Here is a 23,350-nt window from a genome sequence, read left to right as displayed (position 1 = left end):
GAAGTCTCTTTGACAAGCTGCAATAGAGATAACTATTTATTTTTTGAGGAATTAGAAATGCTCTCAGCAAGGGATAGGATTCTTTCATTTTGATGGACGATTGAGTTCCCAAAGCATGTACTTTGTTTTACTATAAGGGGAATTTATTGAAAATAATACGAATAGGAATCGAACCAGGGGGAATTCTCTGGAAAATTGTCAGGAAGCATGATAGGGACAGCTTTGCGTGGAGGCGTTCCGACACCATGCCGGTAAGCCCCAGAAAAGAGGAATTGAACGTAAGATCAAAGAGCCGGGACTTCAACCAGTGGGGAAGAGCACTTCTATTTTAAAAATAATAATTATTACTATTTACAAGCCGCCTTTCTTGTGGTATAGTAAGAACAGAAACAGGAAAACAATAACAATCAATTCCATAAATGAAAGGTTGGAGTAAAATGAGCCTGTACGATTTTAAAATGAAAAACATCAAAGGAGAGGAGGTATCCCTTTCCGATTATAAGGGCAAACTGGTTCTGGCGGTCAACACCGCGAGCAAATGCGGTTTTACTCCGCAGTACGAAGGATTGGAAAAGCTCTATCAAAAATATAAGGATCAGGGCCTTGTGATTCTCGGCTTCCCGTGCAACCAGTTTCTGGAACAGGACCCCGGCAGCAACGACGAGATATCCTCGTTCTGCAAAGTGAATTACGGCGTAACCTTTCCGCTTTTTTCAAAAATCGACGTGAACGGCCCGAAAGCCGATCCGCTTTACACCTGGTTAAAGGGGAAAGCGGCATTTCAGGGGTTTGAGCTTTCAAAGGAAATGGGAAAGGTTATCTACGGCGTGATCAAAGAGCATTATCCCGAGAACCTGACCGGCGACGGAATCAAGTGGAACTTTACCAAGTTTCTGATCGGCCGCGACGGAGAGAGCGTGCGCCGGTTTGAGCCGACCGTGACTCCGGAGGAACTGGAATCCGTTGTAAAAGCCGCTCTGTGACGGGAGCGGAAAGCAGAATAAATGGAAAGCGGGGATACGGATTTGTTGTATGATGTGTTGATTTCGGGCGGCGGACCGGCGGGGATGACCGCCGCCATCTATGCGGCGCGTTCGGGGCTTTCCACGCTCCTGCTGACGGGACCGGCACAGGGCGGGCAGGTCGCATACACCAACGTTGTGGAAAACTATCCGGGCTTTCCGGTGATTTACGGAACCGACCTGGCGCGGAAGCTTTCGGAGCATGTTCAGTCCGCCGGTGTGCAAACGGCGGCGGAAAGCGCCGGGAAACTGGAACTTTCGGGCGCGGTGAAGACGATTCGTACGGCGGAACACGATTTTTCGGCGAAAACCGTGATTCTGGCGCAGGGGTCGGAACGCCGGAAACTGAATATTCCGGGCGAACAGGAGTTTACCGGACGGGGCGTTTCCTATTGCGCGACCTGCGACGGCAATTTTTTCCGGAACCGCACGGTGGCGGTGGTCGGCGGCGGCAACACGGCGGTCGGCGACGCCATCGAGCTTTCAGAATTATGTAAACGTGTGATTCTGGTGAACCGAAGCGATCAGCTCCGCGCAATGGAATATCTGGTCGAACGCGCGAAGGAACACGAAAACGTCGAGTTTTTGTATGGTTACGAATCCGTCGAAATTCAGGGGTCGCAAAAGGTGGAACATCTGGTTTTGAAGAAACGGAGCAGCGGGGAACAGAAAATCCTGGATTTGGACGGCGTGTTTGTGGCAATCGGGATTTTGCCGAATACACAGCTGCTCAAAGGGGTTCTGCCGTTAAAGGACGGTTTTGTTGAGGCTCCGGAAACCTGCGAAACACCGCTCCCCGGCGTGTTCGCGGCCGGCGACCTGAGAAAAAAAGAGCTGTACCAGATTGTCACGGCAATCTCCGACGGCGCGAACGCCGCGCATTCCGCGCTTTTGTACCTGCAGAATCATCCGCACGAATAAAAGTTATAAATTATAAAAAAGGAGCTGTAAAGAGCAGCTTCTTTTTTTGATACGCTTATGCGAACAGGCTCCGGATGCGCGGCATCGCCCGTTGGGCGGCGCGGTATCCGGCTTCCATGCACATGGGCATCTGTGAAAGGTTCAGCAGGCCGTCGGTTTCCGGAAGATCGGGGTCGAGGATCATCTTTTCCCCGCGCGTAACGCATTCGCGCAGGCGTGTTTCCATAATCGCGAGAGAATGCGAAGCAACTTCAATCAGGCTGAGGTTTTTCGGCATCTCGTAATCCTCCGACACATCCACGGCAAGCACGTTTCGTTCCCCCGCCGCGAGGAGCAGGTCGATGGGAAGAACATCCGTCACGCCGCCGTCCACCAGACACATGCAGTCGATAATCTTGGGGCGGAACACAGCGGGCACTGCGGAGGTGGCGCGCATCGCATCCGAAAACCGCATCCGATCCGTCCAGCGCACGCGGCGAATCGGGCGAACCCCTTTCAGTGTGTTGGTGCAGGCGATCGTGCTGTCGGAGCATAGGTCAACGCTGGGAATCACGATCCGCATGTGGGATTCGGACAGAAATTTCCCTTCGGTCAGCCGGTACAGGTACCGTTCCAGCCGGTTCCCTTTCAGCAGTCCCGAAAATCCGGAAGTTCTGCGGAACAGCAAATTCGGGATCAGGGAAGCGAGTCCCGTCAGGTCCGGATCAAAAAACGACGGACCGGATTGCGACAGTTCCAGAACAATTTTTTTCAGCCGGGCGGCGGAGACGCCGGCGGCATAAAGCCCCGCAACAATCCCTCCCGCGCTGGTACCCGCCGCGGATTCCGGCCGGAGGCCGTTTTCCTCCAGCGCGAGCAATACGCCGACATGGGCCGCGCCCCGGATCCCGCCCCCGGCCAAAGCGATTCCGAAAGACATTTTGTTTCTCCCTCCGTCCTCTAATCCCTGTTCAATACTATGAGGGAAAACATCTTTCGGTGAAAACACACTTTCTGAGCGGAATCGTTGATTTTTTCCAAAAATTCAGGTATGATATAAAAATAAAGAATCAGAAGGGGGAGACTCCGTTGAAAATAGAAGCGGTCGCTTCGGCACAGTATCAGGCGCCTCAGACAGCTAAGGCGGGCGCCGCGGCGGGTGGGTTCGCCGCAGCGCTGAAAAGCGCGGTGAGCCAAAGCGTCGGGCAGAATCTGGATGATATTTTTCAGCGTGCGGCCGACGCGTACGGCGTACCGGAAAATCTGCTCAAAGCGGTTGCAAAGGCGGAATCCGGCTTTCAAGCCGACGCGGTGTCAAGCTGCGGCGCGCAGGGAATCATGCAGCTGATGCCCTCGACGGCGAAATCGCTGGGGGTTTCGGATGCGTTTGACCCGGAGCAGAACATTATGGGCGGGGCCAAGTACCTCGGCTCTCTGCTTGGAAAATACGGCGACCCGAAGCTGGCGCTCGCGGCCTATAACGCGGGAAGCGGAAACGTGGAAAAATACGGCGGGATTCCGCCGTTTCGTGAAACGCGGAATTACGTGGAAAAAGTTCTGTCCTATGCGGGCGGGGATGTTTCCGTTCCGGCCGCCGCGGGGGAATCCGGCATTGCGCCAGGCGGTTCCGGCACGCAGTCCGTTTCGTTTACCACGGAGGATTACAGCCGGTTTTTGCAGCTGTTCGCGCAGGAGCTTCTGCAGCGTTCGCTTTCCCTTCCGGACGGTGAAGACGAGGCGGAACAGAATTATTTTCTCACACAATTTTCATAGTCGTTTTATATCTTCCTCATAATTTCCCTGTAAGCTGAATAAAAAGGATCGGAAAGCGGGGAAGGATTATGGCGCAGAACAAGGTTCTGATCATAGACGATGACCGGAACAGCGTCCGGTTTCTGCAGCTGGAGCTGGAACACGAGGGATATTTAGTTGAAAAGGAATACGACGGGCTGCGGGGACTGCAGCGTGCCACGCAGGAGAATTTTGATTTAATCCTGCTGGACATCATGCTGCCCGGTCTGGACGGGATGGAGGTTCTGCAGAAATTCCGCAGGGTTTCGGAGACTCCCGTCATTATGCTGACCGCAAAGGACGCCGTAAGCGACAAGGTGCTGGGCCTCGACGGCGGCGCCGACGATTACCTGACCAAACCGTTCGCGATTGAAGAACTGCTTGCCCGCATGCGCGCGGCGCTGAAAAAGAACGGCGCGGCCGACGGCGACAGAAAGAAAATCCTTTCCATCGGGCAGCTCAGCGTGGACCGCTCCACCCGGGAGGTCAGCTATGCCGGTCAGCCGATTCAGCTGACAAAACGGGAATTCGATCTGCTGTGCTACCTGATGGAGAACCACGACATTGTCTGTTCAAGGGACAAGCTGATGGAGAAGGTCTGGGAATACGATTTCAGCGGTGAAACCAATCTGGTGGATGTTTATATCCGCTATCTTCGCAATAAGATCGACTACCGGTTCCATCTTGAACTGATTCGCACCATACGGGGCGTGGGGTATATCATAAAGACCTATGAAACTTAAATTTTTACACCGCCGCGGCACAGAGGGGAAAAGAATTCGGATTCCGTTTGCCTTTAAGACCGCGGCGGTTTACACGCTGCTTTTCAGCCTGATTCTGGTCGGGGTGGTGGTCGGCCTGACCAGCGCTTACACAACCGTTGCGGTGCGCTCCCAGAATCTGGACAGGCTCGCCTCGTTTGTGGCCGGGCGTTTCGAACGGCCCAAAGCGCCCGGCGGCCCCAACGCCGACACCGGTTCCCGTTCCTCTGGGTTTACCGACGACCCGGAAACGGGCCTTGACAGCTTTGCCGAGGCGAACCGGATTTATGTCGAAATCAAGGACAACGACACGGGCGTCGTCGTTTCTTACGGCGAAAAAAGCATCAATGTCGCTGGGCACATGGATACCATAAGAAGAGTCAATTCGCCCTCGCGGCACCTGATGGTCCGGGTGGTCAGCAGTGACAGTCCGGGCCCGGCGGGGCTTTCCGTCGGCGCTTTTATCGCGCTGATCCTGCTTCTTCTTTTAATTTCCTCCGTGTTCGGCGGACTGATGATTCGCAAGATGCTTCGGCCTGTTTACGATATGACCCGTACGGCGCGGTCGATCACGGCAAAAGACCTGAGCAAGCGGATCGATACGGTGGATTCCCACGACGAGTTCCGCGAGCTTGCCGAAACTTTCAATGGAATGCTGGACCGGATTCAGGAGTCGTATGAAAAGCAGAACCGGTTTGTGTCCGATGCTTCCCATGAGCTGCGCACGCCGCTTTCCGTCGTTTCCGGCTACGCCAATCTGCTGCGGCGCTGGGGCAGCGGCAGCCCCGATGTGCTGGAAGAATCCGTGGAAAAAATCATTGAGGAAACGGGAAATATGCAGCAGCTGGTCGACCGGCTGCTCTTCCTTGCCCGAGCGGACCGGAAAACCCAGCATGTCAGGTTCGAACGCTTCAGCGTAACCGACATGATGCGCGAGGTCGCGGAAGAAACCCGGATGATTGACGAGGAACACCGGCTGACGGAAAATATGGAAGAGGGTGTCTTCCTGACCGCGGACTACGCGCTTTTAAAACAGGCAATGCGCGCGATTGTGGACAACAGCATGAAATACACGCCGCCGGAGGGAGCTATCTCAATTTCCTGCCGGGAACAAAACGGACTTGTTGAGCTGGAAGTCGCCGATACCGGCATTGGAATTTCAGAAAAGGACCTTCCCCACATTTTCGACCGCTTTTACAAGGCGGATGAAGCAAGGACGCGAGGCAAGGGTTCCTCCGGGCTGGGCCTTTCCATTGCCAAATGGATTGTGGAGCGGCACAGGGGAGAAATCCGTGTAAGCAGCAGACCGGGAAACGGGACAAAATTCACCGTTTGCCTGCCGAAACTAGCAGGCCCCTGTCAGGGAGAGCAGAAAGCCGAACCGTAACGGTTCGGCTTTTTTCATGCTTTTCTCATTTGCATTTCAATCTTTACTCATATTCTTCCAGTAACATTAGAAACAAATTCCAGTATTAGGGATCGGAAGAATCGGAGGTTCTGTTGATGCAGGGGAAAATAGGAACGGTGAAAGATTTTGCAAAACTTCACAAGCGGATTGCCATCCTTGTGACAGTCGGAGTCGTGGCGGCGGTAGGAATTCTGATCGCGATTTTTATGATATGGAAGGGGAAATCCGCAAAAACGGAACCGTCTTACCGGGAATACACCGTTGCGGACGGAAACGTCACGGTCGGCACGACGGAATCCGGAACGGTTGCCCTGGATGATGAGACCGTCTCGCTCCCAGTCGATGTAAAAATCACCTCTGTTCTGGTCAAATCCGGCACGACGGTGAAAAAGGGAGACCCCGTTCTTCAGCTCGATATGGACAGCGTGGCCGACGGAAGCGCGGATACAAGGGAAAAGCTGGAGGAGGCCAAGGTGTCCCTCCAGTCCGCGATCAACGACCAGCAGGCGAAGCTGGAAACTGCAAAAATCACTTATGATTCGAACAAATATCTTGCAACCTCCGCGCCGATTACGGAGGAACTGGCGGAGGCGGAAATCGCGCACAATATCTCGTCCGCGCAGACAACGCTGAAGAATGACCAGAAAAGCCTGAACGAATACAAGGAGCTGCAAAAAAGCTGGCCGGCTGATAACGAAAAGCTGCAGAAGCTAAAAAAATGGATGGATGACGCCGAAAGCTGTAAAACAAGCTATGAAACGCAGCTGAGCAACTATGAGGACGACAACAGCAGCGTCATCAGCACCTATACCAGCCTGAAATCCACTGTGGATACCGACGAGCAGAAATATCTTGCCGCGAAAAGGGGCGATACGACCATCGACGGCTATGACGCGGACGAGTGGGATGATATTCTGGACGAGGACCGCGACGCGTTCGACGCATACAACGACTCCATTGCCAACACGATTATCACGCAGCAGAAAGCGCTGGAGGACAAAGTTGCGCAGTATACCGCGGAATATAACAATTACTCCTCCGCTTACAGCGATTATAAGGAAACGTTTGATGAGAAATACAAGTCAAGCAGTTCGGAAATGTCGCAGACGGAGATCGACGATAAGGTGGCTTCTCTGGAAGCGACGGTTGAGAACGACCGGTACAATCTGGAGAAAGCGCAGAAAAGCGCGGAAATCTCGTCCGTTGCCGCCAGACAGACGGAAGAAACGGACCTGAATACCGCGAACAATGCCGCCGCGACTTATCAACTGACCGTCAGCCAGCTGAAAGAGGCGGTTACGGTGGCTCAGAATTCCTATGACAAGCTGCAGCGGCAGATGGACGAGATCAACAGCGCTCTTTCCAACAACGGGATTGTAGCCAGTCCCTGCGACGGCGTGGTTGCAAGCGTTTCCTATACGGGCGGCGAAAGCGTTACGGCGAACGATACCGTCATGACCATCTCCGGGAACGACTCCGTCTCCGTTTCCGTATCGGTTTCCGAGGACGACATCACCAGTGTCAGTGTGGGGCAGGAGGCTTCCATCAGCCTTTCCGCCTATGACGGGCAGACGCTCGGCGCGGAGGTCGACAGCATTACGGCGCAACCGGCGCGCAGCGGTTCCTCTTCCGTCACCTATACCGTCGTGGTAAAAAGCACCGAAAAGGTTTCAGACATCGGAACGGTTTACGACGGAATGAGCGGCGAGGCCACGGTGATTCAGCACGAAGCCAAGAATGTTCTGTATGTCAGCAACAGGGCCGTGACCTTTCGGGACGGCGTTTCAAGCGTGCTTGTGAAAAACGCGGACGGAAGCACTTCGAAAAAGACAGTGAAAACAGGTTTTTCGGACGGAACCTATGTGGAAATCACCAGCGGACTTGAGAAGGGAGAGACCGTTCTGGCGGAAAGCACGGTGAGCGGGAAATGACAAAGCAGAAACTATCCATGGGCCAAATGCGCATCGGCGAAATTATGCACCTGGTCTGGATCAACATTATGGAAAGCAAATTTAAGGTTTTTCTGACTTCCCTGGGCGTCATCGTCGGTTCCGCAACCATTATTCTGGTTATTGCCGTCGGCCACGGCGGCGAGGTGGAAGTGCAGAACGAATATAAAACCCTGAACGCGGGTTCGATCAATGTGGCCGCCAGCACCGAGGCTCAGATGCAGGATCAGATGATGGGCGGCTTTGGCGGCGGATTCCCCGGCGGGGGTATGCCGGGCGGGACGCCGGGCGGAGCAAACGGAAACCGCAGCGGCGGCACCCGAAGAAGCGGGGGAAGCGGAGGCTTCGGAGGCTTCGGCGGGATGGGGGGCGGCGGTACCGGCGGCAAAGCGGTTACGCTGACCGAGTCCGATGAACAGGATATTGCGTCCCTGGTGTCCGGCTTATCAAGCGTATCCATTTACACGACGGGCACCAGCTCCGTAGACGGCGGAGACCTGACGGAAGAGACCGACGAAACGGTGGCCGGCGTGGGAAGCGAATATCAGGAGATGTGCAATCTTGATCTTCTTGAGGGCGAGTTTATCACCGACGAGGATAACGAAGACAAGAGCAAGGTGGCCGTCATCGGCTACACGCTCGCGCAGACGATCTTCGGAAGCGCGTACTCCGCGTATGGCGACAGCGTCTCAATCGAAGGGAAAAAGTACGAAATTGTGGGAGTTCTCAACGAAATGGGCTCGGTCTCTTCTGGGACCAGCCCGGATGATTCCATTTTCGTTCCGTATCAGACGGCGGCAAAGTATATTTATGGGAAGAGCGCCGACCCTCAGATTATGGCCATTGCGTCCGACGTGAACTCGGTCTCCGATAAGATTACGGAAATCAAAGCCGTTTTAATGGAGAATCATTCCAATGTCAAGGAGAACGCCTTTAACGTTACCGACGCCGGCAGTACGCTGGAGTCCGCGACCTCTTCCGCGAAAACGCTGTCCATGCTGCTGATGATTGTGGCGGCAATCGTCTTTATTGTCGGCGGGATCGGAATCATGAATGTCATGTTCGTTTCCGTGAAGGAGCGAACGCAGGAAATCGGCATTCTGAAAGCGCTGGGAAGCTCCAAACGGGTGATTTTGCTGCAGTTTTTGCTGGAAGCCACCTTTATCAGCGTTTTCGGCGGGCTGCTGGGCGTGCTTTCCGGCTTCGCGCTGATTCCGCTTGTGCGCCTCAGCGGCATGACGGTGGAGCCTGTCGCGGCCAGCGCGGTCTATTCCATGATCTTTGCGGTCGGAACGGGGACGATCTTTGGATTTTACCCGGCATGGAAGGCGGCCGCCCTGATGCCCATTGAAGCCCTGACACAGGAATAGGAGGAATGATTTTCCATGAAATTTCAAAATAAATTTTGCGCCGTTCTTTGCGCCGCGTTACTGTTGGTTTCCCTCGCGGCCTGTTCCAAGGCGGGCGGCGCCGACAGCGTTGAGACTGGAAAAATGTCCAAGGACAGCTCTTCACAGACTCAGATCGTCGGTAAAGTGACGTCGGTTGTCGGGAACCAGGTGACGCTTGCGATCGGCACCCTCAGCGGCTCCGGAGAGAAAAGCGGTTCGGCGCGGTCCGGGTCGTCCGGTTCGGGGGGAAGAAAGAGGAGCGGCAGTTCCGCGTCGAGCCGGGAAAGCTCATCAAGCTCCGCGCCTTCGTCCGCGGAGCCCTCCTCTTCTTCGTCGGCTTCATCGAAAGCGGAAGGAACGTCTTCGGGCCTGATCACTTTGACCGGTGAAACGCAGACCGTGCTGATTCCGGTCGGCCTGTCCCTTACCATGGGAGGAACAAAAAGCGGGGCATCGAGCGGCGGCACGGGGAATTCCCAGAGCGAAGCAAAGGGAGGCGCACCGACCGGGGGAGGGGAACTCCCCGGTCGGTCCGACTCAACGCCGGGCGGCAAGTCCGGGTCTGCTCAGGGCGCGGGGACCGCGATGACGACCCAAAGGACGCGGGATTTTTCCAGCATTACGAAAGGAATGATCCTGCAGATTACGGAAAAAACGCTCAGCGACGGAACGCAGGGAATTGTAAAGGTTGCGGTTCTGTCGGAATCGGCCTGAAAAGGAGGGACGGCTTTGGAACAGGTCATTCAAATGCAGAAGATCAGAAAGTTTTACAATCAGGGTGAAAACCGGCTGGAAGTCCTCAAAGGGATCTCTCTGGAGGTTCTGGAAGGCGAGTATCTTGCGATTTTAGGGCCTTCCGGCTCCGGAAAAAGCACGCTGATGAATATCATCGGATGTATGGACCGGTTTCAGGAGGGAGAATATTGGCTGACGGAATCGTTTGTAAACAAAATGAATGACGCACAGCTTACGATTCTTCGAAACCAGCAGATCGGGTTTATTTTTCAGAAATATCATCTGATTCAGAAGTACACCGTTCTTCAGAACACGATGATTCCGCTTCTGATCCGCGGAATGTCCCGAAAGGAGGCGGAAAGCCTTTCGATGGAGAAGCTGGAATTGCTCGGCATGAAGGAACGCGCCGACCACAAACCGAACGAGCTGTCCGGCGGGCAGCAGCAGCGCACCGCCATTGCGCGCGCGCTGGTCGGTTCCCCAAAGCTTCTGCTTGCCGACGAACCGACCGGCGCGCTGGACCGTTCGACGGGAGAAGAGGTGCTCAGGCTGTTTCAGCAGCTGAACGAAATGGGCAATACGATCGTCATGATCACGCACGACCTGCATGTCGCCAAAAGCGCCAAGCGAATTGTCAAGATTATTGACGGCGAGCTTTTTGAAGGCGACGAGGCGGATGTCGCGCTGGCATAAGACCGAAAAACAGAGAGGAGTGCTTAAGATGAATCTGGCGCGAACCGGAGCCCTGAAAAAAATCATCCCGATGACAGCCGCGGTACTGATCGTCACTTTTGTAATTGCGACATGGGCTGTGACCACTGCTTTCGCTACAACGACGGAAAGCGCGGTTTCCACTGTGAATCTTTCAAATGTGACGCTGGCGGCAAACACCAGCTATATTTCCGACAGCTATTTCGGGGTTCTGCATCTGAGCGTGGCGGACGACACCGTCGCCTGCGCTTCGATCGACAGCAAAAACCATGTGGTCGTCACGGCGGTGAGCGCCGGGTCTACCACGGTCAGCTTCTGGTATAAAAAATCGGTGAACGGCAACTGGGTTTCCGCCGTGATGCCGGTCGCCGTTTCGGGTACTTCCGGTGTGGCGAAGACGATCTCTGTCAATCAGGTCGGGCTGGTGTTCCCTCAGCAGACTGTCAGCCTGAACGTCGGCTCAGACAATACAATGAGCGGAATCACCCTGAACGGCGCGTCCGTCAACGCCTCCACGCTGCTGTGGATTTCCTCGTCCGACTCCGTTGCCGCCGTGGACCGGGATTCCGGTAAAATCCACGCGGTTGCTTCGGGCACGGCGACGGTTTACGCGATTGACCCCCTTTCCAACAGTTGTGCCAGCGTGACGGTGATTGTGAGCTGAAACGGCACTTCAGGAAAGGCTGCGAGACCGCCTGCCCGGGACCGGGATAATTGAAGCGCGGGCGTGCCGCAATTCCCCGCGTGCAGGGGACCGGGCGGACACTCCCGCCCGGGCGAACGCATCGTTTACGATGCGGCTCAGAACGTCCAGGTAGTCCCGCGGGTTCTGAAGGGCCCAGCTCTGTCCCACAGGGCAGTGACCGGACCATGACCCCGGAGGATAGGCGAAAACGGAGGCGGCGATCTCCTCTTCCGTTTTCGCGTCCGCCAGCAGCGGCCGTCCCGACAAAAGAGCCGAAGTCCACTCCGATGACATAGTTTCTTAACTTTTAAGTTATACAGACAACTTGTGCGATCATTCCACCAAGCAAACGCTCCGGGCCGGAAGGGAATCCGTCAGAGCTGCTTTACCGAGGAGCGCTCCATCAGCTCAGGCTCAAATTCGACCGTCGCGGAAAAACGTGGGTCCGAAATCAGGTGAAGAAGGTTGCGCGCCGCCGTCTCGCCCAGCAGTTCCTTCGGATGAGAAACGCTGGTGAGCGGGACCTCGCACAGAGTGGCGAGATCGGAATTATCCACCCCGATGAGGGACACGTCGCCCGGGATGCCGACCCCCCTACTTTTCAGCAGACTGACCAGACTGATCGCAATCTGATCGTTGTAGCAGACGACGGAGGTGCAGCCGTCGATCCGCGACAGGATCCGTTTCGCGTCGCCGGAAAGGGAAGAGAAATCCTCCGTGCTGTACCACAGAACGTTCTCATCCCGCAGGCCCAGGCCCGACCGGATCAGCGCGTCGACGTAGCCCGCGTAACGCCGGTGGCCCTGGTAATCATCCAGTTTGAAAATTCCGGCGATCCGCCGGTGTCCCTTCCGGATCAGGCAGTCGGCCGCCAGAAATCCGGCATTGTAGTCGTTCAGCGACACGTGCGGAAGATCTAGGGCCGGGTAAAAACTGTTGATGAAAATCATTGGGATTTTGTCTTCGTTTATTTTTCGATAAAGCTCCAGATTCGGATTCGGCAGGCCGCTTTTGGTCGGTTCCACAATCATGCCGTCGACACCCTTTCCCAGCATGGAGGAGATCACGCTGCGCTCGTTTTCCACTTTGTTGTGGGTAAAGGCCAACTGCATGGAATAACCGTTTTCGGTCAGGACTTTTTCAATTCCCTTGATGATGTTGGGGAAGATGTAGCTGCCCACATAGGTGGTTACAACGCCGATCGTCATATTTGGCTTTCTTGCGGAAGGGTCGAACACGACGTAGGTTCCGCTTCCCTGTCTGCTTTCCAGCAGCTTTTCCTGCTCCAGAAGCTTAATGGCCTGGCGGATCGTCTGCCTGCTGATTTCAAACATGCTGCTCAGCTCATTTTCAGAGTAGAGCTTATCCCCGTATTTTAATTCTTTTGTTTCTATCTTCTGCCGGATCCAGTTTACCAGAGTCATGTATTTTGGAATATCGGACATGTTTCCGCCTCCTAAAAGTCAAAAATCATCATACTTCATCGCTCTCTAATTGTCAATACAAGTAGGACTTTCAGACGGCGGGGAAACCGCTGGAGCTTACGCGTTTTTCTTTTTTGAAAGAAGGTCGACCGTTACGGCTCCGAGAAGGACAAGCCCCTTGACTACTTTCTGAACGTCGACGGACCAGCCGATCAGGGACATGCCGTTGTTTAGAACGCCCATGATCAAAGCGCCGACGACGGCTCCCATAATGGTTCCGCTTCCGCCCAGAGCGGCCGCGCCGCCGATGTAGCAGGCGGCGATGGCGTCGAGCTCGAAGCCGTCGCCGGCTTTCGGCGTTGCCGAAGCGTTCCGGGCGGAAAGCACGATGCCGGCCAGCGCGCTCATCAGTCCCATGCTGGTGTAAATCCAGAACATGACGCGCTGCGTTTTGATTCCGGAAAGCCTTGCGGCGTTTGCGTTGCCGCCGACCGCGTAGATCTGCCGCCCAGGCACGGTGTTGTCCGTAAGGAACGTGTAAATCACGATCAGAAGCAGCATAATGGCCAGAACGACCGGAAGGCCGTTGTACAGGGCGAGCTTAACCGTAAAGAAGTTGATAATGACGATAATGATCGCCAGCTTTGCGGCGGTCTGCCAAAGAGGCGGGACCGCAAAGCCGTAGGAGCTCTTTTTTCGCTGGGAACGGACCTCCATGAAAATCGCGAGCAGCGAACCCGCGAGACCCGCGAGAACGGACAGCATCTCAACTTTTGTTCTGCCGAGAAAATAGGTGTTGATCTCCGGCAGATAGCCGGCGCCGATGGTCACATAACCGGCGGGCAGCGGCCCTTTGGTCTGCCCGTTCAGCACGACGAGGGTCAGTCCGCGGAAGATGAGCATGTTCGCCAGCGTGACCACGAAGGGCGGAACCCGGAGGTAGGCGATAAACACGCCCTGCCACATGCCGATCAGCACCCCGGACAGTAGCACCAGAAGGAACGCGAGCGGGATGGACATCCCCAGGTCGAGCACAAAGATGGCGCAGATTGCCCCTGTGAAGGCGACCACGGAGCCGACGGAAAGGTCGACGTTTCCGGTCAGTACGCAGAGCAGCATGCCGACCGCGAGAATCACGACGTAACTGTTCTGCATGAACAGGTTGTTAATATTCATCGGGCTTGCGTTTTTCCCGCCTGAAAGCAGCGTGAAAATCAGGTAAATGACAATTAGGGCAATCAGCATTCCGTATTGCTTCGCGTTGATTGAGCCCGCCTTTTTCCTGGCGGCGGATTTTTCGCTCATATTGCCGGTCTCTCCTTTCTTGCATGGGCCAGAATCATCTTCATGATCGTTTCCTGCGAAAACTCCTCCCGGCTTAGTTCGCCGGCGATTTCCCCCTGGTTCAGCACGTAGATCCGGTCGCAGACGCCGAGAAGCTCCGGCATCTCGGAGGAGATGAAGATCACGGCCTTTCCCTGTTTTGCAAGTTCATTGATGATCTCGTAAATTTCGTATTTTGCCCCTACGTCGATCCCGCGGGTCGGTTCGTCAAGAATCAGAAGATCGGGGCCTGTCATAATCCACTTGGAAAGCACGACTTTCTGCTGGTTGCCTCCCGAAAGGGCCCCGACGGTCTGCTGGACCGAATTCGCTTTGATATTCAGCTTTTTCCGGAACTCCTCCGAGGCGACGATTTCATCGTTTTTATTGATTACGCTTTTTCTGGAAAAACGGAACGGTAGGCTCGCGAGTGTCATGTTCCAGCGGATGTCGTTGATCAGCACCAGTCCGTATCCCTTGCGGTCCTCCGACGCGTAGGCAATCCCGTTGCGGATGGCGTCTTTCACGCAGCGCAGGCGCAGCTCCTTTCCGTCCTTTTTCAGGCTGCCGGAAATATTGCATCCGTATGCCCTGCCGAAAATGCTCATAGCAAGCTCCGTGCGCCCGGCGCCCATCAGCCCCGCGAACCCGACCACCTCCCCCGCGTTGACATGAAACGACACGTTGTTGATGACCGCCCTTTCCGGGTCGTCCGGATGGCGGACGCTCCAGTTTTTGACCTCGAACGCGACGCCGCCGATCTTTCTTTCCCGCGGAGGGTAACGGTTTGTCAGCTCGCGGCCGACCATGCCCTTGATGATGCGGTCTTCGGAGATTTCATCGATGCCTTTTTTCAGCGTTTCTATGGTCTTTCCGTCCCGGATCACGGTGATGCTGTCCGCGACGGAGCTGAGCTCGTTCAGCTTGTGGGAAATCATAATGCAGGTAATTCCCTGATCTTTCAGGCTCAGAATGATATGGAGGAGCTTTTGGCTGTCTTCATCGTTTAAAGAGGCGGTCGGCTCGTCCAGAATCAGGAGTTCTACTTTTTTCGCCAGCGCTTTTGCAATTTCTACCAGTTGCTGCCTGCCGATGCTGAGCTTGCTGACCGGAATGCTGATATTTTCCTCCGCTAAACCGACGCACTCCAGAATTTCGGCGGCGCGCTGGTGCGTCTTGTGCCAGTCGATGACGCCTTTGGCGGAGGTGATCTCGTTGCCAAGAAACACATTTTCCGCAACGGAGAGGTACGGACTCAGCGCAAGCTCCTGATGAATGATCACGATCCCGCGGCGTTCGCTTTCCCGGATATCGCGGAACCTGCACTCCGTTCCGTTGTACAGAATATCTCCGGTATACTCCCCGTAGGGATAGATACCGGAAAGAATATTCATCAGCGTCGACTTTCCCGCGCCGTTTTCCCCGCACAGGGCGTGGACCTCGCCGCGCTCCACGGAAAGGTTGACGTCGTCGAGAGCCTTTACGCCGGAAAATTCCTTCGTGATGTTTTTCATTTCCAAGATAATGTCGGACATGACGTTTCAATCCCTCTTTCCCCGTGATCGAATGGAAGATTTGGGCGGCAGCGTTCCGGCTGTCGCCCAAAACGATGTGGTTATCGGATCAGGAAATGTCCGACTGCTTGTAATAACCGGAGTCGATCAGTTCTTTCTGAATATTATCCTTGTCGATAGCCACGGGGTTGCACAGGTAGGACGGGACGACCAGCTTGCCGTTGTTGTAAGAAGTCTTGTCGTTGATTTCAGGTTCCTTGCCTTCCAGGACGGCCTGGACCATCGTGACGCATTTGGCGGCGAGCACGCGGGTATCCTTGAAGACCGTCATGGACTGCTTGCCGGATTGAATGTTCTTGACCGCCATGGTTTCGGCGTCCTGCCCGGTGATCATCGGCCACTTTTCTCCGACCTTGTAACCTGCGCCCTCCAGGGCGGCAGCGATGCCGTAGGAAATGCCGTCGAACGGGCTCAGTACGATGTCGACGTCCTTCCCGGTGCTGTAGTAGCCGGAAAGCAGGTCTTCCATCCTTTTCTGAGCCGTTTCCTGGCTCCAGCGCAGGATGCAGATCTTATCGAAGTCCGTCTGGCCGGAAACCACTTTCAGCTTGCCGTCGTCGATATACGGCTGAAGGACCTCCATTGCGCCGGTATTCAGGAAATGCGCGTTGTTGTCGTCCGGGGAGCCTGCGAACAGCTCGATGTTGTACGGCCCCTTTCCATCCTTGAGCCCCGCTTTTTCCTCTATGTATTTGCCGATCAGAGTGCCGACGCCCTTGTTGTCAAAGGTTGCGTAATAAGAGACCGCATCGGTGTCCATCAGAAGACGGTCGTAGGCGATGACGGGAATGCTGTTCTTTTTGGCCTCCTCCAGAACGTTGACCAGCGCACTGGAGTCGATGGAGGCGACGACGAGGCAGTTCGCCCCGCTGGTAATCATGTTTTCAATCTGGGAAACCTGCGCCTGGACGTCGTCTTCCGCATACTGCAGGTCTACGGCGTAGCCCAGCTTTTCCAGCTGGTCCTTCATGTTGTTTCCGTCTCTGATCCAGCGTTCGGAGGATTTGGTCGGCATGGCCACGCCAACTTTTTTGCCTTTGGCTGAGGGCGCTGCCGACGAGGAGGCCGCCTGGCTGTCTGTGCCTGCGTTTGCGGGGGCTGTGTTGGTCGGTGCGCTTGTGCAGGCGGCCGCAGAAACCAGCACGCACAGGCTGAGCGTTGCTCCGACGATGCTTTTCAATACACGGTTCATTTACACTCTCTCCTTAAATTAAAATCAGAAAGCCGAATTGTAAATACAAAAACGGCTTAAACCGCTTTAAAAACGATGCTGTCGGAAGTAATGCTGATTTTTATCTATATTTTTAACTAAAAACATCAATAATATATTCATAATATACATCTGCTTTTTTAAATTGTCAATATAAGTTTTCGATTATTTGTTAACAAATATAGTACAACTTTGTCCGCAAGAATTCACCTGTCTGAAAATAGTCACCCCCCGGCACAGCCGGGGGGTCTTCCTATGCGGGCAAAGCCCTGTTTTACTGGCAGCGCCTCCAAGGCGCTCGGAGTTTTCTTACGCTTGCAACGAAACTTCTCACCCCCTGCCCCCTCCCGCAAACAAGACAAAACGAAAATCGAAAGCACATTTGGTGCGGAAGGGGACCGATACGGGGAGGGGGCTGCGCCCCCTCCCCGCCAAAGCCCTTCTCGTTTCATGGAAGCTGCCTATTTTTGCTTTGACACCGAAACGGAAGGATTGTGGGTAAAGTTTAGCTTGCGTTTTTACTCACCGCTAAAGCTTTTTTGAACTCCCGGCATCGCCGGGAGTTTTCGCACTACAAATAAAAAAATCCGCCGAATTTTTCGGCGGATTTGATCATTAAAAAAGAACGGTTATAACAGATGGCTGATTGTGTTTGCCGCACTGTTCCAGGCGGAGCGGATCCATCCCCAAAGCCCGGACCCGGAATCAGATTTGCCGGAATTTTCAGCGGGCTGAACCGCTGCGGTTTTCACGGGCTCCGGCTCTTTGATTTCGGCGGTCTTATAAACAAACTTTACACTGGTTTCCGCTCCGTCGGCAACTTCGGTAAAGATTTTGTACTGGTTGGAAAGACCGGTATAAGCGTCTTTCTTATCCATCAGGGTACGCATGTGATCCGCCGTGCCCTTTTGCGTGAATTCGTCCAGATGATTGAAAGTATCCTGAAAGAGCGATACCGTATTCGGCTGGGTGGTCAGGCGGAAAATTTCCATAATATTTCTGTTGCTGCGGATGTCGTCTTCCATTTTGGTTAAAACCTGAGTGGTTTGCGGCATTTTGTGCAGGCTTGCGTTGACGGCCGGATCATCCAGCTCGGCTTTGATCGAGTCAAGAATCGGCTCTGAATCGTCGTAATCTTTCAGGAGAGAGGGGACCATGCCTCGGAAATTCTTGATTTTCGGGTCGTCGTTCAGGTTGATCAGGTCGCGCAGAATAGAGATATTGTCCGTATTGTCGTCCATATCGGTTTTCATACTTTTGAGCTTCCTGGCCCAGGTAATCAGATAGTCCATATCGTCTTTGTTCAGAAGGAGGTCTTCGGCGTCCTCAAAATCGTCTGACAATTTACCTGATCGATCGCTGTCCTCCAGATCGTCGACGTCATCCTTCAGGTCATCGATATTCCTCTTTAGTCCTCTCATGTCGGAAAGTGAGCTGGTCAGCTGTGCAGCATAGTTACTGCCGAGCGCGTTTGTCAGGCTGGTGCTGAGCCGTGCCGAGCTGCCGAGCAGCCCGTTGAGCGAATCCGTCAAGCCGGAAATGTTGGATTTATCCATCATGCCCGAAAGCAAGGCATTTTTAATCTTGTCGTCCTGCAGCAGGGAGAGGGTCTGACGCTGTGCTTCTTTTTCCGGCAGAAGGACGGCGGCGGCAGCCCCGGTCGTCTGTTCAATCGGGACGCCGAGCTGCTTTGCCAGCGGAAGCAGGGACTGCACCTCGATATTCTTGTTGCTGTCGGTGATCTTCGTCAGCTTCTGCAGGACCGCTGCTTGCTGCGCGGGAGGCAAAGTGCTCAGCACGGGGCCCAGAATGGACTGAACGCTCTTAAGCGGAATGACCGCCTTGGAAGAGGCGTCGCTGAGAACCGCCGCAGTCATCGCCTGTGTGATGCCGCTGATCTGGCTGGATGAAAGGCCGGATTCCTGCAGCATCTCGAGCAAGTCGGAAACCGGAATATAACCGTTTTGATCCTCCATGGCGACGAGCTTCTGGTTGACGGCTTCCTCGATAAGCTCCGGATGATTCGCCAGCAGAACCTCGATGATCTTCTCCACATCCTGGGCCTGCAGCTTAATGGAGGAAGAGAGCAGGCCGGAAGAGGAGAGCGAGCTCATGCTTTTCAGGGTATCAGAAAGAGAATCCTGAACGTCGGACCGGGTCAGGGCGGAAAGCGTGTCAACATTGTCGCTGTCCAAACGGTGCATGATATGCTTCGCGTCCTTCAGAATGTCGTCCAGATGGTCGTAATCCGAGTCATAATGATTCAAAACCTGAATCACGCGGTTCAGCTTTCCAATCTGGAAGGTTTCAATATCGTCGTAATCCTTAAGCAGGACTTTTGCCTTTTTTACGTTCTCGTCGGTCAGGCGGTCGTTCAGTCCGCGGATAATCTGATTATCCATAATATATTTCAGATCCGCTTTATCGATATCCGATGTCACGCGGTCGTAAAGGCTGATGTTCTGATCCGTCACATATTTCGGCATGACGTCGAGCGCGGCCGTGTCAAGATCGTAAAAGTGGAATACGTCGTCCACGATCAGCCGGGCGGCTGCGGTGCGGTCGGGATTGGTGAAGAGCGAGCGGATGTCTTTATTCGGGTCTGCTTTTTCAATATTGTCCTGCATGCTGCTCAGCTTGTCGAGATCGTCCTTGAGATCATCCAGACTGGTTTCGTCGCCGAGCTCGTCTTGGTCCGGCAGTTCCGGCGTCGCCGCGATGGCGATTGAGCTAAGGGTAAAATCCTTCGCGTCCGCCGTGATGACAAGATCCTCCGGAATATCGATGGTGTCGAGCCCCTCCACCCCGCAGTTTTTCAGGTCGAGACTTTCCGAAAGGCCAGGCATGGAAAGAAACGTGACAAACTGGTTGTTCCCGTCGGAAATCACCTTGCCTTTGTTGACCGCAACGTTATTGAAGGTGTCGGAAGGCAGCGTGGCCGCCACAATCGCCGTCATGGGGGTATACATGACGACGTCTTTGCCGTCCACCTGAACCGTGTGCGCGTCCGTGTTTTCCAGATTCACGGTGATTTTCACCTTTCCGGATTTTCCGGCAATCTGTTCCGGCGTGACGGATTTGCCGTTCAGTTCGTAGGAGACAGTCACCTTTAACGGGGTCGCAGAGGTTGTTTTTCCCTGATAATAAACGTCGGCGCCGCTGTCGCCGCCGTTGAGCACCCAGGTCAGGTTATCCCCGGTTTTCAGCGGCTGGTCCGACGATTTGACGTTTTTGATATCGGTCAGATTGGACCGGTCCGCAATCCGGACGTTGCCGGAATCGGAGTGCAGCCAGTCGGAAACCGTGGTGCTCTGCACGCTTCCGGCCGCGCTCAGGTTGACGTAAACAGTCTCGTCTTTTTTGGTGGACTCCCCGCTTGCCGCGGCGGCCGTCGGCAGCGATACCGAGCAGATCAGGGCGAGAAGCAGGCAGCCGACCCGTCCGGCGCGGGAGTAAATTTGTTTTTTCATTGTAAAAACCTCCTTCGCACAAAAGGATTGTCATTTTGTATGGAAATGGTAGCTGAGTTTTTCAATAACCGGCTCGGTTACGTACAGCACCGCCGGAAGAACCAGAATAATGACAGCCGCGCTGATAATGGCGCCGCGCGCCAGCATCGCGCAGATATTCTGAATGATTCCCATTTTGGAAATTATCGAAACGCCGGTAGTGGCGCAAAAGAAAACCAGCGCGCTCGTAATGATGGAACGGAACGAGGAGGAGCTTGCGATTTTGATCGCGTCAAGGCGGTTCTTTCCGGATTTCAGTTCTTCCTGAAACCTTGTGGTCATCAGAATGGAGTAGTCGACGGTGGCACCGAGCTGCACGCAGTTGATGACGATGGGGGAAATAAAGGAAATGACGTTTCCGGTTAAGTACGGGATGCTTAGATTCAGGAAAATTGCCAGCTCTATGACGGCGACAAGAATTATGGGTACGGCGATGGAGCGGAACACCGCGGCCACGATAATCAGCATCAGGATAATGGAAATATAGCTGGTCACGGTGAAATCATGGTTGGCAATTTCAACCAGATCCTTTGTCAGGGCGCCTTCACCGGTCACCTGGGAAGTCGGGTCGTATTTTTTGGTAATCTTGGTAATTTGAGCGATCTGTTCGTTTTCCTCGTTTTCAGCGGCCTGGTACTGGGAGTTCACCATGACGATCTGCCGGCCGTCTTTTTTGCATATTTCCTTGACGCTGTCCGGAATAAAGTCGGACGGTACGGCCGGGCCGACCAGATCGTCGTAAGAAAGGACGGTTTCGATGCCGTTCAGCTTTTTAATCTCGTCAATCATGTCTTTTGTCTGATAAGACGGCAGGTTGTCGTCCAGAATAATGAAATGCGTGGTCGCCATGTTGAAATCCTGTTTCAGCTTATCGGTCGCAACCACGGAATCGGTGGTTGCGGGCAGCGTTTTGTCAATGTTGTAATAGACCTGCGTATGCGACTGCATGTAAAAGGTCGGTCCGATCAGCAGCAGCGCGGCCGCGACAAAAATGACACGGTGCCGGAGAATGAAATTCGAGCCCCTGTCGAACGGCGGGATCAGGATGCGATGCGTATATTTGTGAATCGGCTTGTCAAACAGAAGAATCAGGGAAGGAAGGACGGTGACCGTGCAGAACACGCCGAGCACGACGCCCTTCATCATGACGATACCGATGTCCTTGCCGAGGGCGAGGCTCATGAAGCACAGGGCCAGAAACCCGGCGACCGTCGTCAGGGAGCTGCCCGCGAGAGAGAGGAAGGTGCTTTGAATCGCGCTTGCCATCGCGTCGCGCCGGTCTTCGAATTTCGGCTTTTCCTCATCATAGCGGTTGATGAGGAAGATGGAGTAGTCCATCGTGACGCCCAGCTGCAAGATTGCGGCGATTGCCCTGGTAATGTAGGAAATCTCGCCAAGGAAAATGTTGGTTCCCATGTTGTACAGAATGGCAAAACCGATGCCCAGAAGGAAAACAATCGGCAAAAGCCAGGATTCCAGACAAAACGTCATGGCAACCAGGCACAGCCCGCCGGCCAGCAGCACGTAGTAGGGCATTTCGCCTTCCAGCAGATTTTTCATATCGCGCTGCATCGCCGAAAAACCGCTTAGAAAGCACTGCTTATTCAAGAGACTTTTGATTTTCCCGATGGCGTCGAAGGTCTCTTCCGATGAAGTGGAACCGTTATAGGTAATCAGCATCATGGTGGAGTCGGCGCTGTCGCTGTAAAACAAATCTTTTACGGTGTCCGGAAGCATTTCCTCCGGAACGCTCAGATCCGCCACATCGTCAACCCAGACGCAGTTATTGACTCCCGGGACTTCTTTGATTTTCTCTTTTAGGTCCGAAATATCCTTGCTTGACATCCCGTCAATGACCAGCATGGAGGTCGCTGCGTCGTGGAACGTATCCTCCAGAACATCTTCGCCCTTTACGGAATCCAGATTTTTCGGCAGGTACGACAGAATGTCGTAATTGACTTTTGTTTTGATAAATCCGAGAGCGCAGGGGATCAGAAGTAAAATCGCAATTCCGGTTACGATAGTGGGGTGTCTGGTGAGAATTTTTGCAAATCTGGAAAGCAATCGGCATCTCTCCGTTTCCTGTTAATGCTTTTTTGTTTGAGTGTATTCCGGCCGCGGCGAAAGGTTACGCCTCAGACGAGAATCTGTTCGATGGAACGGTACAGTTCCGGGCGAACCTCGTCAAAGCCGTACGGCATTTTCATAATGAGGGAGCTGTAGCAGACGGCGCCTACCATGCATACGATCAGATACAGGCGCTGCCCGGCCGCCTCGCTGGTGCCGCCGCGGAGCATGAAGTTTTCAACAAATTCTTTCCGAACGTCTTCCAGCTCGGTGCACCCGAACAGCCGTTCAAACAGCGTAGGGGAAAGGTTTTTGAAAACAAGCTCCAGAAACCGGGTGTCGTCGCGAAATGTTTGGATCAGGGAGTCGACAAAAAATACGACGCTCTGCTGAAAGCTCATCGGCTGCTCTTCCTTCTTTTTCGTCAGAGCCCGCATGGTTTCTTCCAGCAGCGCGGAGGTCTTCCTCAGAATCACTTTGTTGACCAAATCGTATTTGTCCCTGCAGTAAAGGTAAAACGTCCCTTTGGCCACTCCGGCGTGCCGTACGATTTCATCCACCACGGTGGCGTGCACGCCTTTTAAGGTAAACAGCTCATAGGCGGCGTCATACAGCCGGCTCATTTTGATTTTTTTGTTTTCCAACAGTTTTCCTGCCATTTGATACCGCCTTTTAAAAATGACTAATGGTCATTTTGAGTTTGTGCAGATAGTATAGATCAAAAATGACCGTTAGTCAATCTTTTGCGCCGAATTCAGTGTTTTTGCTAAATATGGTAAAATGAGTCCGGAAAAACTGGGCATTATCGACTCGTTCAGACGATGGATCGATTGCGATTTTACCGTTTATCTTTCATAACGGTATTCGATTCCCTCCATATTCGAACCACC

Annotated in this window: 19 protein-coding genes; 10 read left to right on the top strand and 9 right to left on the bottom strand. The window is 54.0% G+C overall.

Annotation, left to right across the window (positions count from 1 at the left end; all coding sequences use genetic code 11):
• The first annotated feature begins 437 nt into the window (after positions 1-437).
• Entirely contained in the window at positions 438-983 is a 546-nt protein-coding gene (locus CAFE_RS16735) for a glutathione peroxidase (RefSeq protein WP_066650311.1), read from the top strand.
• A gap of 21 nt (positions 984-1,004) precedes the next feature.
• A complete protein-coding gene (locus tag CAFE_RS16730; RefSeq protein ID WP_228724940.1) occupies positions 1,005-1,943 on the top strand; it encodes an NAD(P)/FAD-dependent oxidoreductase in 939 nt (312 codons plus the stop codon).
• Between the two features lie 55 nt (positions 1,944-1,998).
• Here CAFE_RS16730 and CAFE_RS16725 read toward each other — a convergent pair whose 3' ends face one another.
• The gene (locus tag CAFE_RS16725) at positions 1,999-2,862 is read right to left on the bottom strand and encodes a patatin-like phospholipase family protein (protein WP_156991256.1); all 864 of its coding nucleotides are present in this window, start codon (positions 2,860-2,862) and stop codon (positions 1,999-2,001) included.
• A 149-nt stretch (positions 2,863-3,011) separates the two neighbouring features.
• Between CAFE_RS16725 and CAFE_RS16720 the strand changes: the two genes are divergently transcribed.
• From CAFE_RS16720 to CAFE_RS16685, 8 genes are all read left to right on the top strand, one after another.
• The gene (locus tag CAFE_RS16720; RefSeq protein WP_083210295.1) at positions 3,012-3,695 is read left to right on the top strand and encodes a lytic transglycosylase domain-containing protein; all 684 of its coding nucleotides are present in this window, start codon (positions 3,012-3,014) and stop codon (positions 3,693-3,695) included.
• 68 nt (positions 3,696-3,763) lie between these two features.
• Positions 3,764-4,456: a response regulator transcription factor gene (locus tag CAFE_RS16715; RefSeq protein ID WP_066650317.1), complete on the top strand. Its 693-nt coding sequence runs from the start codon at positions 3,764-3,766 to the stop codon at positions 4,454-4,456.
• A complete protein-coding gene (locus tag CAFE_RS16710; RefSeq protein ID WP_066650319.1) occupies positions 4,446-5,861 on the top strand; it encodes a HAMP domain-containing sensor histidine kinase in 1,416 nt (471 codons plus the stop codon). Before CAFE_RS16715 ends, CAFE_RS16710 begins: the two co-directional genes overlap by 11 nt.
• A gap of 116 nt (positions 5,862-5,977) precedes the next feature.
• The gene (locus CAFE_RS16705; protein WP_156991255.1) at positions 5,978-7,813 is read left to right on the top strand and encodes an efflux RND transporter periplasmic adaptor subunit; all 1,836 of its coding nucleotides are present in this window, start codon (positions 5,978-5,980) and stop codon (positions 7,811-7,813) included.
• Complete coding sequence (locus tag CAFE_RS16700) at positions 7,810-9,201, top strand: ABC transporter permease (protein WP_233452849.1); 1,392 nt, start codon at positions 7,810-7,812, stop codon at positions 9,199-9,201. The genes CAFE_RS16705 and CAFE_RS16700 overlap by 4 nt, the downstream gene beginning before the upstream one ends.
• Positions 9,202-9,216: 15 nt before the next feature.
• Positions 9,217-9,936: a hypothetical protein gene (locus CAFE_RS16695; protein WP_156991254.1), complete on the top strand. Its 720-nt coding sequence runs from the start codon at positions 9,217-9,219 to the stop codon at positions 9,934-9,936.
• Between the two features lie 15 nt (positions 9,937-9,951).
• Positions 9,952-10,650, top strand: coding sequence for an ABC transporter ATP-binding protein (locus CAFE_RS16690; RefSeq protein ID WP_066650324.1), 699 nt, complete (start codon positions 9,952-9,954; stop codon positions 10,648-10,650).
• 28 nt (positions 10,651-10,678) lie between these two features.
• Positions 10,679-11,332, top strand: a complete 654-nt coding sequence (locus CAFE_RS16685) for a pilus assembly protein N-terminal domain-containing protein (RefSeq protein ID WP_166525171.1) — start codon at positions 10,679-10,681, stop codon at positions 11,330-11,332.
• A 9-nt stretch (positions 11,333-11,341) separates the two neighbouring features.
• On the opposite strand, the gene CAFE_RS16680 is transcribed toward CAFE_RS16685, so the two are convergent.
• From CAFE_RS16680 to CAFE_RS16645, 8 genes are all read right to left on the bottom strand, one after another.
• Positions 11,342-11,620 carry a hypothetical protein gene (locus CAFE_RS16680; RefSeq protein ID WP_156991252.1) on the bottom strand — a complete coding sequence of 93 codons (279 nt, stop codon included), beginning with the start codon at positions 11,618-11,620 and terminating at the stop codon, positions 11,342-11,344.
• A gap of 107 nt (positions 11,621-11,727) precedes the next feature.
• Positions 11,728-12,798: a GntR family transcriptional regulator gene (locus CAFE_RS16675; RefSeq protein WP_066650332.1), complete on the bottom strand. Its 1,071-nt coding sequence runs from the start codon at positions 12,796-12,798 to the stop codon at positions 11,728-11,730.
• A 96-nt stretch (positions 12,799-12,894) separates the two neighbouring features.
• A complete protein-coding gene (gene mmsB / locus CAFE_RS16670) occupies positions 12,895-14,082 on the bottom strand; it encodes a multiple monosaccharide ABC transporter permease (RefSeq protein WP_066650333.1) in 1,188 nt (395 codons plus the stop codon).
• Positions 14,079-15,635 (bottom strand): multiple monosaccharide ABC transporter ATP-binding protein, encoded by a 1,557-nt coding sequence (gene mmsA / locus CAFE_RS16665; protein WP_066650334.1) that lies wholly within the window; start codon positions 15,633-15,635, stop codon positions 14,079-14,081. The genes mmsB and mmsA overlap by 4 nt, the downstream gene beginning before the upstream one ends.
• 88 nt (positions 15,636-15,723) lie before the next feature.
• Positions 15,724-16,866 carry a multiple monosaccharide ABC transporter substrate-binding protein gene (gene chvE / locus CAFE_RS16660; RefSeq protein ID WP_066650336.1) on the bottom strand — a complete coding sequence of 381 codons (1,143 nt, stop codon included), beginning with the start codon at positions 16,864-16,866 and terminating at the stop codon, positions 15,724-15,726.
• Positions 16,867-17,513: 647 nt separating this feature from the next.
• Positions 17,514-20,354 carry a hypothetical protein gene (locus CAFE_RS16655; RefSeq protein WP_156991251.1) on the bottom strand — a complete coding sequence of 947 codons (2,841 nt, stop codon included), beginning with the start codon at positions 20,352-20,354 and terminating at the stop codon, positions 17,514-17,516.
• A 30-nt stretch (positions 20,355-20,384) separates the two neighbouring features.
• Complete coding sequence (locus CAFE_RS16650) at positions 20,385-22,457, bottom strand: efflux RND transporter permease subunit (protein WP_156991250.1); 2,073 nt, start codon at positions 22,455-22,457, stop codon at positions 20,385-20,387.
• A gap of 71 nt (positions 22,458-22,528) precedes the next feature.
• Entirely contained in the window at positions 22,529-23,119 is a 591-nt protein-coding gene (locus CAFE_RS16645) for a TetR/AcrR family transcriptional regulator (RefSeq protein ID WP_066650343.1), read from the bottom strand.
• Positions 23,120-23,350: the final 231 nt, after the last annotated feature.

It is taken from the genome of Caproicibacter fermentans (assembly GCF_009746625.1).
Lineage (GTDB): Bacteria > Bacillota > Clostridia > Oscillospirales > Acutalibacteraceae > Caproicibacter > Caproicibacter fermentans.
Note: the sequence above shows the minus strand (reverse complement) of the source record. Positions and strands in the feature narration are given on the sequence as shown.

Coding starts and splice junctions, on each gene's coding strand:
- CAFE_RS16735 (WP_066650311.1), top strand. CDS start 438: ATGAGCCTGTACGATTTTAAAATGAAAAACATCAAAGGAGAGGAGGTA.
- CAFE_RS16730 (WP_228724940.1), top strand. CDS start 1,005: ATGGAAAGCGGGGATACGGATTTGTTGTATGATGTGTTGATTTCGGGC.
- CAFE_RS16725 (WP_156991256.1), bottom strand. CDS start 2,862: ATGTCTTTCGGAATCGCTTTGGCCGGGGGCGGGATCCGGGGCGCGGCC.
- CAFE_RS16715 (WP_066650317.1), top strand. CDS start 3,764: ATGGCGCAGAACAAGGTTCTGATCATAGACGATGACCGGAACAGCGTC.
- CAFE_RS16710 (WP_066650319.1), top strand. CDS start 4,446: ATGAAACTTAAATTTTTACACCGCCGCGGCACAGAGGGGAAAAGAATT.
- CAFE_RS16705 (WP_156991255.1), top strand. CDS start 5,978: ATGCAGGGGAAAATAGGAACGGTGAAAGATTTTGCAAAACTTCACAAG.
- CAFE_RS16700 (WP_233452849.1), top strand. CDS start 7,810: ATGACAAAGCAGAAACTATCCATGGGCCAAATGCGCATCGGCGAAATT.
- CAFE_RS16695 (WP_156991254.1), top strand. CDS start 9,217: ATGAAATTTCAAAATAAATTTTGCGCCGTTCTTTGCGCCGCGTTACTG.
- CAFE_RS16685 (WP_166525171.1), top strand. CDS start 10,679: ATGAATCTGGCGCGAACCGGAGCCCTGAAAAAAATCATCCCGATGACA.
- CAFE_RS16675 (WP_066650332.1), bottom strand. CDS start 12,798: ATGTCCGATATTCCAAAATACATGACTCTGGTAAACTGGATCCGGCAG.
- mmsB (WP_066650333.1), bottom strand. CDS start 14,082: ATGAGCGAAAAATCCGCCGCCAGGAAAAAGGCGGGCTCAATCAACGCG.
- mmsA (WP_066650334.1), bottom strand. CDS start 15,635: ATGTCCGACATTATCTTGGAAATGAAAAACATCACGAAGGAATTTTCC.
- chvE (WP_066650336.1), bottom strand. CDS start 16,866: ATGAACCGTGTATTGAAAAGCATCGTCGGAGCAACGCTCAGCCTGTGC.
- CAFE_RS16655 (WP_156991251.1), bottom strand. CDS start 20,354: ATGAAAAAACAAATTTACTCCCGCGCCGGACGGGTCGGCTGCCTGCTT.
- CAFE_RS16645 (WP_066650343.1), bottom strand. CDS start 23,119: ATGGCAGGAAAACTGTTGGAAAACAAAAAAATCAAAATGAGCCGGCTG.